Source organism: Pedobacter sp. 01N416 (assembly GCF_056399685.1).
This window is the reverse complement of sequence record NZ_JBFTRT010000313.1, coordinates 1-10,413: the sequence shown is the minus strand read 5'-3', so window position 1 is coordinate 10,413 and position 10,413 is coordinate 1. Positions and strand designations below refer to the sequence as shown.

Here is a 10,413-nt window from a genome sequence, read left to right as displayed (position 1 = left end):
ATTGAAACCTGTTTAGTGAGGTTAGGTAACTAAACAAGCGTCATATTAAAAAATTAAGAGTTATGAAAAAGATATTGGTAGTAATCGCATTAAGTTCTTCAGTTTTATTTGCTTGTAATAATAAGGCAAAAGAAGAAGCAGCATTAAAACAACAACAGGCCGAAAAACAATTGGCAATTAAAGCAGTTAAAGATAGTTTAAGGTTAGATAGCTTTAAAAAAGCCGAAGTGGCCAAAGTAGAACAGGAAAAAGAAGCTAAACACCAGGCAGAATTAGCTGCTGCAAGAAGAGCAAGCTCATCTAGATCTTATGCAAGCTCAGGTGGTGGTTCTAGCAGTGCTTACGGAGGTACACAACCAACAGCTAAGAAAAAAGGCTGGAGCGATGCAGCTAAAGGTGCTGTTATTGGTGGTGCAGCCGGAGCGGTTGGTGGTGCTTTAATCGATAAGAAAAAAGGCAGAGGTGCCATTATTGGTGGATTAGTTGGAGCTGGTGGCGGTTACTTAATCGGTAGAGGTGAAGACAGAAAATCTGGCCGTGTGCAGCCTAAAAACTAAAAAAAGGTTTTTAAAGATAAAAAAGTCCCGATGTAAATCGGGACTTTTTTTGTGTCAAAAAAAATGATTTATATATTAGCAAAAAAAGAACCATGATAGAAACCCAAACCGCAGATAAAGGACAGATCCAACACTTCGTAATGTTCTGGTTAAAACCTCAACTAACCAAAACCGAGATCACAGATTTCGCTAACTTCTTTGAAAGTTTAAAACCTATAAAATACATTAAAACGTTAAGTTATGGCTTAGCAGCAGGTACACCTGTACGCCCTGTTACCGATAACTCTTTTACTTATTCGCTAACCATTACCTTTGCAAACATTGCAGACCATAATGCTTACCAGGAAGATAAAGTGCATTTAGATGCTGTAGAAAAATTCTCTAATAACTGGTACAGGGTAGTGGTACACGATACAGTGATTGCTTAATAAGTTTTAGCTAGGGAAACATAGATTATAACATGGAAGATTTCTTTCTGTCGTCATCCTGAACTTGTTTCAGGATCTTTTCCACCCTAACATAAATGCGCTTAGATGAATCTAAATTCAGCTAAGCGCATTTTTTATTTGTCACCCTAAACGCAGCCAAGAACCTTTCAGCTAAGTTCAAAGATTTCTCTCTCGAAAATTCGGGACTGCACTACTGTCGAAATGACGATTTACCCAAAACCTCCCATTTATTTGGCGAAATAAGGACTCGGAATTATATTTTGTTGGTAAATTTAAAAATAAGTATATCAATGAGTTATCTTAAATCACTTAAATAAAAACTGATATTCAGCATGTTGCTGATAGCGAATAATGGCTTTAAAATCAAAATATAATTTCGATAAACGATTAAATGAACTAGTAATCAGCAACTTACATAAGTTAAGTCATTAATATTGATGCCTATTATATGCAGCCGTAAAATCAGAACGCATTAGCTTAAATCGCGCTATTACTGCCTGAATAAATTCCTCATCAATAATTTCAAACACATCGTTAACACCACCTCCACTCAGATCAAGTTCAGCGAGTTTATAACTTTGCTCAAAGGTACCCTGCTCAAACTTTACAATGTATTTTTGATTCATCGAAAAAATCGTGATCTTACATTCCGGATGCGGAAGTTCTGCTACTACTCTCATTTATTTTATATTTTAATTTATAATTCAACAGATACGCCATTAAGCGTGCCCCAGCTATCTACAATCGAGAACCGGGCAAACAACTCTTCCTTATACCATTCGCGCTCCCTGGTAAGCTTAATCACGTCAGAATGATCAAAAGATCTGTAAGCATAGTTTTTCATGCTATCAGCATCGGCCCAGATTGAAAAGGTAGCCTGATCGAAAAATGGATTTTCGCCAATACCTGCCGACAAGATAAAACCCGGAGCAGTGCGCATGGCATCAGCTGCTCTTTTAATATTCCGCCTAAACTCTTTTAACTTATTAAATTTAATTGCCGCCCTTGTAATTACAGCAATCTTACCCGTATGGGTATTACTTATTTTATCGGATTTAAATGGCTCTACTGCTGACCATAAGCCATGAGTAGATAAAGGGTTTAATAAGATAGTAAAACTTTCAATCCCAAAGAAACCAAACCATTTTAGCACAAAAGAACGACGATAAAAATCATCACAATCCCTCCGGTTATCCCAGGTGGTAAGCACGGCCCAATGTTTATAATCAGGAGCTAAATCTACCTGAGCATCTTTTCCGCTCCCCATTAACTTCCAGAACCTGCATCTCTTATTTAACCACAATGGCAACCGTAAAACAGCCATCCCTACAAATGCAAAAGGAACGGTAAGGCCAGGGAATTTGGTAATGGTTAAGGCTACAATCATAAACTCACGGTTAATGATGCCAAAACTAAGGATTTTAAGAATAGATTGTCATTCAAATTTTCGTCATTAAAATTCACTATTGCCTTACATCTCACAAATCATAATTAACTTTGATTATAGAAATAAAAAAAATGGCAGAAGACTTAACCATCACCAGAAATACATCAAAGGAAGAGCAATATCAATCGATCATCCCTCAGATAGACGCTTTACTTTACGGCGAAACCGATTTTATTGCAAACCTTGCAAACGTTGCAGCAGCACTTAAAGAACAGTTTAACTGGTTTTGGGTAGGTTTCTATCTGGTAAAGCAAGGTGAACTGGTATTGGGCCCATTTCAAGGGCCGGTAGCCTGTACACGGATTAAAAAAGGAAAAGGGGTATGTGGAGCCTCTTGGCAACAGGCAGAAACCATTATTGTTCCAGATGTTGAAGAGTTTCCTGGTCACATTGCCTGTGCATCTGCTTCTAAATCAGAAATTGTTTTACCATTAATTGTTAATGGTGAAGTGATAGGCGTTTTAGATGTAGACAGCGAAGTATTAAATAAATTCGATGAAACAGATAAGGCTTATTTAGAGCAAGTTATATCAATTATATTAAATAGATAGTTAAAGTAAAATATTGAAACTAAAAGAAGAATATTATCTAAATGAAGACGTGGTTAGTCTGGCTAAAGATCTGTTAGGCAAAATACTCTATACCAAAATTGACAACGAAATCACCGCAGGCATCATCGTCGAAACCGAAGCTTATTTTGGTGTAAAGGATAAAGCTTCGCATGCTTACGGCGGCCGCAGAACCAACCGAACAGAAACGATGTATAGCAATGGAGGCATTGCTTATGTATATCTTTGTTATGGCATGCACAACCTCTTCAATATTGTAAGTTCGAAAGAAAACGACCCGCATGCTGTTTTGATCAGGGGTATAGAACCTTTGGTTGGCATCGACATTATTGAGCAACGTAGAAATATGCCGCATACAAAGGGCGCTATTTCGGCTGGCCCAGGCTCTGCCGCAAAAGCACTGGGAATAGATAAAGCTTTTAACGCCAAAAATCTAACCGGAGATGAAATCTGGATCGAGGATCATGCTATCCGCTACCTAGATGAAGATATTGCTGCCACACCTCGCGTGGGCATTGCATACGCAAAAGAGCATGCTTTATTACCGTGGCGGTTCTTTGTAAAAGGCAATAAATATGTGAGCAAACCAAACAAGGTTTGATAAAATAACATAAATTGAAAAGCAGGTTTGGAAACAATACCTGCTTTTTTTGTATTATTGAGGCAATGAATTTTGAAAACAACTTATTATTCGCACAAACACAAGACGAAACCGACCAGCTACGCGATTTCAGGTCTCAGTTTTTATTTCCAAACCATAACGGAAAATATTTTATTTACCTGTGCGGCAACTCATTAGGACTTCAACCTAAAGTAGCCAGTGAGGTTTTAAAAAATCAGCTTAACAACTGGGCTAACTATGCAGTAGAGGGCTGGTTCGATGGAAATGAACCCTGGATGTTCTATCACAAGGCACTCAAAAAGTTAATGGCCCCGATTGTTGGCGCACTACCATCAGAGGTATGCCCGATGAATACCCTAACTGTAAACCTCCATTTATTAATGGTTAGTTTCTATCAGCCTAAAGGTAAACGATTTAAGATCATCATGGAGGGTGGCGCATTCCCATCCGACCAATACGCAATAGAAAGCCAGGTAAGATTTCATGGTTTCGACCCAAAAGAAGCGATTATAGAGGTTTTCCCCAATGAAGGCGAAGAAATACTTCATACCGAAGATATCTTGGCTAAAATCAAAGAAAATGCAGATGAGATCGCTTTGGTTTTATTTGGTGGAATAAACTATTACACAGGACAATGGTACGATATGGAAACCATTACAAAGGCAGGGCATGAAATCGGCGCAATTGTAGGCTGGGATCTGGCGCATGCCGCAGGTAATGTTCCTGTAAAACTTCACGATTGGGATATTGATTTTGCCTGTTGGTGCTCATATAAATATCAAAATTCAGGTCCGGGGGGAATAAGCGGAATCTTTGTTCACGAAAAACATTTCAGCAACACCGAATTAAACCGCTTTGCAGGATGGTGGGGTTATCAGGAAAGTAAGCGTTTTAAAATGGAAAAAGGCTTTATTCCAGAAGCCGGGGCAGACGGCTGGCAGGTAAGTTGCACACAGGTAATGCCAATGGCTTTATATCATGCTTCACTTCAGATTTTCGAACAAGCAGGCTTTATTGAACCATTAAGAAATAAAAGTGTTACTTTAACTGCATATCTTGAATTTATTATAAATGAAGTGAATAAGGAATTAGGCATAATGCAATATAAAATATTACAACCCTAAAGACTGGAGTACCTTCATTTTTCATATCCATAAAAGTGATACTTTTAGAAAACTGTGGCCATTAATGCTTGCGGTAGCTGTTTTTTCGGGCCTGGTTGCATTTGCCGAACTCAATTTTTTTCAACTTTCTAAAAGCAGCTATGTGACCAATATAGGCATGATGCATAGCTTATTGGGCTTTGTATTATCAATGCTACTGGTTTTCAGAACAAATACAGCATACGACAGGTGGTGGGAAGGAAGAAAGTTATTGGGATCGTTAACGAATGTGAGCCGCAACCTGGCCTTGAAAATAAAAGCGCTTAAATTAACAGAAGAAGATGTCCGTTTTTTCGAATACGGCATTCCTAAATATGCTTTTGCTTTAAAAGAACATTTACGCGAAAGGATGTATTTTGGCAAAAACAGTCTTTTGATAGAGGTTGAAGAAGGTAAGCACGTACCAAACCAGATTGCAGGCAGCTTAATTAACAGGTTATACGAACTACTCGAAAAAGGCGCTATTTCGCAGGAACAATTTATTGTGCTTTCTGGCGATTTTAATCAATTTACCGATATCTGTGGTGCTTGCGAACGCATTAAAAACACACCGATCCCATATTCTTACAGTGCTTTTATCAAGAAATTCATCTTTATTTACGTAATTACTTTACCTATTGGATGGGTATTTAGTTTAGGTTATTTTGTGGTACCCATTGTTCCCTTTATTCTCTATGTATTAGCGAGTTTGGAGTTAATAGCTGAAGAAATAGAAAACCCATTTGGAGAAGATGCGAACGATCTTCCTGTGGATCAGATCTGCACGAACATCGAAAAACACGTGGAGGAAATTTTAGGCTAATGATTAAGATTGCCTGGCATCCACTCTACGCACACCCCTTACCAGAAGGGCACCGTTTTCCGATGCTGAAATATGAATTGATACCCGAACAACTTTTACATGAAGGGACTATAGCACAGCAGAATTTATTTAGCCCAGAACCAGTTTCGGAAGATATTATACTCCTGACTCACGAAAAAACATATTGGGAACAGCTTAGAGATTTAACACTTTCAGCGAAAGACCAAAGAAGAATAGGTTTCCCATTAAACGCGCAGCTATTAGAACGCGAGCTGCGAATTGCTCAAGGTACAATCGATGCAGCCCATTTTGCAATGAGTAACGGAATTGCCTTTAATGTAGCAGGTGGCACCCATCATGCAGGCAGCAATTGGGGCGAAGGTTTTTGTTTGTTGAATGATCAGGCTGTTGCAGCTAATTACTTGTTAAATAAAAATTTAGCTAAGCGGATCTTAATTATCGATTTAGATGTACATCAGGGAAATGGCACGGCAGAAATCTTTCAAAAGGAGCCAAGGGTGTTCACTTTTTCGATGCATGGCGATAAAAATTTTCCTTTCAGAAAAGAAATGTCAAGTCTGGATGTTCCTTTAAATGATGGTGTACAGGATGAAGAATATCTATCATCTTTAAAGGTAAATTTGAAAAAGGCATTCGAAAGGACCAAACCTGATTTTGTATTTTATCTATCGGGGGTTGATGTGCTTTCTACCGATAAGCTGGGCAAATTGGCATTAAGCAAGGCCGCATGTAAAGAACGCGACAGAATGGTGCTGCAGGCCTGTAAAGATAAAAATCTGGCTGTGCAGGTGAGTATGGGCGGTGGCTACTCGATCGATATCAGAGATATTGTAGATGCGCACTGCAACACCTACCGCCTGGCTTTTGATTTATTTGGATAAGCTCATCCACAAAACCAGAATATCCTTATCTTCGCGGCCATATGTTGGAGATTATTTATCAGGACGAAAATCTAATTGCAATTAACAAACCCCATGGGTTATTGGTTCATCAATCTTCCATTGCAAGAGATGCCACGGAGTTCGCACTTCAGTTACTCAGAGACCAGGTAGGCAAACATGTTAGTCCGGTACATAGGCTAGACAGGAAGACAAGCGGAATCTTATTATTTGCTTTCGACAAAGTATCTGAAATCGCTATGCATCAACAATTTATGAATGCAGAAACCGATAAAAAATACCTGGCTATCTTGCGTGGTTTTACACCTGATACAATGGACATTGATTATCCATTAGCCAAAGAAAACGGAACGATGCAGGATGCTTTCACTTCGTTTAGAACACTTCAAAGGGCGGAGGTAGCCGTAGCTTTCGGTAAACATCCAACCTCACGGTATTCATTGGTAGAGGCCACACCCAAAACCGGGAGGATGCATCAATTGAGAAGACACTTTAGCCATATCCTACATCCAATTATTGGCGATAGGACACATGGCTGCAACAAACAAAACAAATTCTTTAAAGCGCAATGGGATATGACAACCATGTTGCTCCATGCCTCGGAGCTAGCATTCACTCATCCCGTTACAAAAGAAAAAATCCATTTAAAAGCCGGTTTACACGATGAGTTTAAAAGAGTGATGGATTTCATGAAAATGGAACATTAGCACAATTTTTGCCATCAAAATCTGTTTATATAACATCTATGATTAAATACTTACGTTTTACACTTCCAGTTTTAGCGCTTTTCGCAGCCAGTTGTTCTTCTGTTTATATGCCAAACGTACCAAATACCCCCATGTTAAGTAAACAGGGCGAATTTAGCGGCGGCGCGCACATCTCTTTAAAAGGCAATGCCAGTGTTAATGGTGCTTATGCGGTTTCTGATCACATTGGTGTACTTTTTAGTGGTTCGAGGATGAATAGTGAACGAAAAAGCAAAGATTTCGGGCATAAACTTATCGAAATTGGGGGAGGATACTTTGATACTTTTGGTCSGGATAACAACCGGATTATTGAAATTTATGCAGGCGTAGGGAAGGGCTGGAGTGATATTACCTTCCGCGATTATAAAAACGACATCCTCATCAGCAGCGAATTGCAGGAAGTAGATTACCGGAAAACATTTTTACAGGTTAATTACAGTTCGAAAAAGAAAAACAACCTTCGGTTATTTGGAACAGATTTCCCAATTAACTATGGTACAGCATTAAGGATTAGCCATATTAAGATGGATAGGTTCTTTTTAAACGGTATTGTTCAGCCGAAAGAAGATAATATTTTCTTTGAACCGGTTTTCTTTACGCGTATGGCGCTCAGCAAAACTTTTCAACTACAATATACCACCAGCAGTAATATTGGCTTAAAGAACCGTAAATACATGTCTGCAGGCAATTCTATCTTCACTATTGGTGTTGTGGTTAATGTAGGGGGTAAATAAAATGAGTAAAGGTCCTTCAACTGGCAGGAGACATCATAAATATTTAACTACGTATTAATCCCCCAATTCAAAAAGATTTATCATTCTGAGCCTGTCGAAGACCACTAACTAAGATTCTTCGCTTCGCTCAGATTGACAATTACCCCACACTCAAAGCCTTTGTTTTATTCTGAAAGCGCATAGGTAATAAAATAGACTCCGTTAATTTTTCGTTTCCTGGTTGTAGATCCTTCTATCAACATCGGATTTTACCTGCACAAACCTTTCATTATAAACCCGATAGCAGTAGATGCCGATTGTTTACCGAAAAAGTCGCCACTGAATCAGCATCGGCTGGAACGGATAGCGGGACTACTGTACCCCATGAAACACTGGCATTCATTTCCAAAACCTGATGGCGCTAAAAAGGTAATCAATGTTGATTTTCGCAAAGTAAATTAACCACTAGCTATTTAAAAATCATAACACACCTGCCTTCAAAGCCCTCGTTTTATTCTGAAAACGCATAAACAACAGGATAGAAGCCGTTAACAAACCCAGGGTTAATCCATACCAGATGCCATTAACGCCTAAGTTAAAATGAAAGCCTAATACATAACCAATTGGAATACCAACTACCCAATAGGCTAAAAAGGTAATAAAAGTTGGAATATTAACATCACCAATACCACGTAAAACACCTAGGCCAACCACCTGTGTGCCATCAAACAGCTGAAAAAAGCCAGCGATAATCAATAATTGGGCAGCAATGGGAATAACAGCCGCATCTTCCGTGTAAATGAAGGGCATGATGTTATTGGCCAAAACAAAAATCACTGCAGTAATAGACATAAACAACAAAATAACATGGTAGCTGGCTATGGCAGATTTACGTAAATCGTCGAAATTTTTCTTACCAAAGTTATTTCCCGTTTTAATGGTGGCTGCCGAAGCTACACCGCTGGCAATCATATAGGTCATGGCGGCTAAACTAATCGCGATTTGATGCGCAGCCTGTTCTACGGCCCCAATTGTACCGATAAGCACTGCAGCGCCGCTAAAAGCACTGATTTCGAAAGCGTATTGCATAGCAACAGGCATCCCGATTTTAGCAATCTTAATCGCCCTTATTTTATCAAAAAACGTGGCTTTAAAACTGATCAGGTATTTTTTGAAATGCTGAGAACGTAATACATAAAAACACATTACGGTGGCCATTAAAATCCTGTCGATTAAAGTACTTAACCCCACACCACTAACACCCATCGATTTAATGCCGAACATACCTTTTACGAAAATGATTCCTAAAATGATGTTGATCGCATTTCCCCAGATAGAAACAAACATGGCTTGTTTGGTAAATCCCAAACCTTCCGCAAACTGCTTAAAAGTCTGAAAAATCAGTAGAGGGATAATTGAGACAGATAAAAGATTCAGATAAGGTTTTGCATAACGCACTACCTCGGGCGTTTGCTCCAGGTGGTCAATCACAAAAAATATCCCTAATTGAACCAGTATGTATAAAAATATCCCCACACAGATATTAATAATTAAGCTGTTTGATAAAAGCTTTCCGCATTCATCATAATTCTGACGACCATTCTCCTGTGCGATAAGCGGCGTTAACCCATACGAAATACCCAAACCAATTACGAGGATAAGCATAAATATGCTGTTCACTAACGAAACAGCCGCCAATTGAATGGTATCAGTAAAATGACCTACAATAATACTATCGGCCATATGTACCAAAGTATGACCAACCTGAGAACCTACAATTGGCAATGCCAAATGAAGATTTTCTTTGTAATATGGCTTATATTTGGTGTAAATTTTAGAAAACATAGGGTTACAAAGGTCGCGTTTTTAAAGCTCAAAAAGTAGGTGTGTAGAAAAGTTAATGTTCGGTTTACAAAAGGCGATCGTCATGCTGAATTTATTTCAGCATCTTTCTTGTTAGTTTTTATATAATTAAAACCCGGGTAAAATAGATCCTGAAACAAGTTCAGGATGACGACCATCGAGAAAAAGCACCTTACCTCACCACCGTAAAGTATTCTTCTTTTTCTGAAGTATGCGATTTGATTACATTGGTTAAAATTAAATTAACCAAAACCTTTTGTGCCTTACGGTAAGAACTGCGTAACAGTTTACTAAACTCTTTCAGCGTAATCTTTTCGTTCTCTTCCAGGTATTCGAGCAGCTTTTTTTCATTTTCAGAATAGGAGATAAGTACACCATTGTTTTTATATTCCTGTTTCAACACTTCAAGAATAATGCGACTGGCGAGAACGCTTTTATCGTCTATGCGGATATAAGCCCACCATTTTTTTTGATCATCGAGTGCGTAATGTGGCTTAGTGTCACTTTCAGGAATATTAACTACCAATACCAATTTATCATCAACATAAATTTCTTCGAAGTA

General features: G+C 38.6%; 13 protein-coding genes. 9 read left to right on the top strand and 4 right to left on the bottom strand.

The window, feature by feature from the left end; genetic code table 11:
* The first annotated feature begins 62 nt into the window (after positions 1 to 62).
* Both AC1DND_RS17120 and AC1DND_RS17115 read left to right on the top strand, forming a co-directional pair.
* A complete protein-coding gene (locus AC1DND_RS17120; protein ID WP_440821821.1) occupies positions 63 to 557 on the top strand; it encodes a YMGG-like glycine zipper-containing protein in 495 nt (164 codons plus the stop codon).
* A 92-nt stretch (positions 558 to 649) separates the two neighbouring features.
* Entirely contained in the window at positions 650 to 985 is a 336-nt protein-coding gene (locus tag AC1DND_RS17115) for a Dabb family protein (RefSeq protein ID WP_477583429.1), read from the top strand.
* A gap of 449 nt (positions 986 to 1,434) precedes the next feature.
* Here AC1DND_RS17115 and AC1DND_RS17110 read toward each other — a convergent pair whose 3' ends face one another.
* On the bottom strand, positions 1,435 to 1,686 hold the full coding sequence (locus AC1DND_RS17110) for a hypothetical protein (RefSeq protein ID WP_477583427.1): 252 nt from the start codon (positions 1,684 to 1,686) through the stop codon (positions 1,435 to 1,437).
* Positions 1,687 to 1,703: 17 nt separating this feature from the next.
* Positions 1,704 to 2,393, bottom strand: coding sequence for a DUF3291 domain-containing protein (locus tag AC1DND_RS17105; RefSeq protein WP_477583426.1), 690 nt, complete (start codon positions 2,391 to 2,393; stop codon positions 1,704 to 1,706).
* Positions 2,394 to 2,524: 131 nt separating this feature from the next.
* Here AC1DND_RS17105 and AC1DND_RS17100 point away from each other — a divergent pair, with 131 nt between their 5' ends.
* From AC1DND_RS17100 to AC1DND_RS17070, 7 genes are read left to right on the top strand one after another with little or no spacing between them, the layout of a single operon-like run.
* Positions 2,525 to 3,004, top strand: a complete 480-nt coding sequence (locus AC1DND_RS17100; RefSeq protein WP_477583424.1) for a GAF domain-containing protein — start codon at positions 2,525 to 2,527, stop codon at positions 3,002 to 3,004.
* Between the two features lie 13 nt (positions 3,005 to 3,017).
* Positions 3,018 to 3,623, top strand: coding sequence for a DNA-3-methyladenine glycosylase (locus AC1DND_RS17095; RefSeq protein WP_477583422.1), 606 nt, complete (start codon positions 3,018 to 3,020; stop codon positions 3,621 to 3,623).
* A 14-nt stretch (positions 3,624 to 3,637) separates the two neighbouring features.
* A complete protein-coding gene (gene kynU, locus AC1DND_RS17090; RefSeq protein WP_477583420.1) occupies positions 3,638 to 4,768 on the top strand; it encodes a kynureninase in 1,131 nt (376 codons plus the stop codon).
* Entirely contained in the window at positions 4,749 to 5,609 is an 861-nt protein-coding gene (locus tag AC1DND_RS17085) for a bestrophin family protein (RefSeq protein WP_477583431.1), read from the top strand. Before kynU ends, AC1DND_RS17085 begins: the two co-directional genes overlap by 20 nt.
* A complete protein-coding gene (locus AC1DND_RS17080; RefSeq protein WP_477583418.1) occupies positions 5,609 to 6,511 on the top strand; it encodes a histone deacetylase family protein in 903 nt (300 codons plus the stop codon). The genes AC1DND_RS17085 and AC1DND_RS17080 overlap by 1 nt, the downstream gene beginning before the upstream one ends.
* 41 nt (positions 6,512 to 6,552) lie before the next feature.
* Positions 6,553 to 7,236 carry a pseudouridine synthase gene (locus tag AC1DND_RS17075; protein WP_477583416.1) on the top strand — a complete coding sequence of 228 codons (684 nt, stop codon included), beginning with the start codon at positions 6,553 to 6,555 and terminating at the stop codon, positions 7,234 to 7,236.
* Between the two features lie 38 nt (positions 7,237 to 7,274).
* Entirely contained in the window at positions 7,275 to 8,009 is a 735-nt protein-coding gene (locus AC1DND_RS17070) for a hypothetical protein (protein ID WP_477583414.1), read from the top strand.
* 459 nt (positions 8,010 to 8,468) lie between these two features.
* On the opposite strand, the gene AC1DND_RS17065 is transcribed toward AC1DND_RS17070, so the two are convergent.
* Both AC1DND_RS17065 and AC1DND_RS17060 read right to left on the bottom strand, forming a co-directional pair.
* Positions 8,469 to 9,833, bottom strand: coding sequence for an MATE family efflux transporter (locus AC1DND_RS17065; RefSeq protein ID WP_477583412.1), 1,365 nt, complete (start codon positions 9,831 to 9,833; stop codon positions 8,469 to 8,471).
* A gap of 190 nt (positions 9,834 to 10,023) precedes the next feature.
* On the bottom strand, positions 10,024 to 10,413 hold a 390-nt coding region (locus AC1DND_RS17060; RefSeq protein WP_477583411.1), incomplete at its 5' end, for an AlbA family DNA-binding domain-containing protein.

Bases quoted from the DNA above. Each gene is read 5' to 3' on its own strand.
- AC1DND_RS17080 (WP_477583418.1), top strand. From the start codon at position 5,609: ATGATTAAGATTGCCTGGCATCCACTCTACGCACACCCCTTACCAGAA.
- AC1DND_RS17075 (WP_477583416.1), top strand. From the start codon at position 6,553: ATGTTGGAGATTATTTATCAGGACGAAAATCTAATTGCAATTAACAAA.
- AC1DND_RS17105 (WP_477583426.1), bottom strand. From the start codon at position 2,393: ATGATTGTAGCCTTAACCATTACCAAATTCCCTGGCCTTACCGTTCCT.
- AC1DND_RS17100 (WP_477583424.1), top strand. From the start codon at position 2,525: ATGGCAGAAGACTTAACCATCACCAGAAATACATCAAAGGAAGAGCAA.
- AC1DND_RS17110 (WP_477583427.1), bottom strand. From the start codon at position 1,686: ATGAGAGTAGTAGCAGAACTTCCGCATCCGGAATGTAAGATCACGATT.
- AC1DND_RS17065 (WP_477583412.1), bottom strand. From the start codon at position 9,833: ATGTTTTCTAAAATTTACACCAAATATAAGCCATATTACAAAGAAAAT.
- AC1DND_RS17115 (WP_477583429.1), top strand. From the start codon at position 650: ATGATAGAAACCCAAACCGCAGATAAAGGACAGATCCAACACTTCGTA.
- AC1DND_RS17120 (WP_440821821.1), top strand. From the start codon at position 63: ATGAAAAAGATATTGGTAGTAATCGCATTAAGTTCTTCAGTTTTATTT.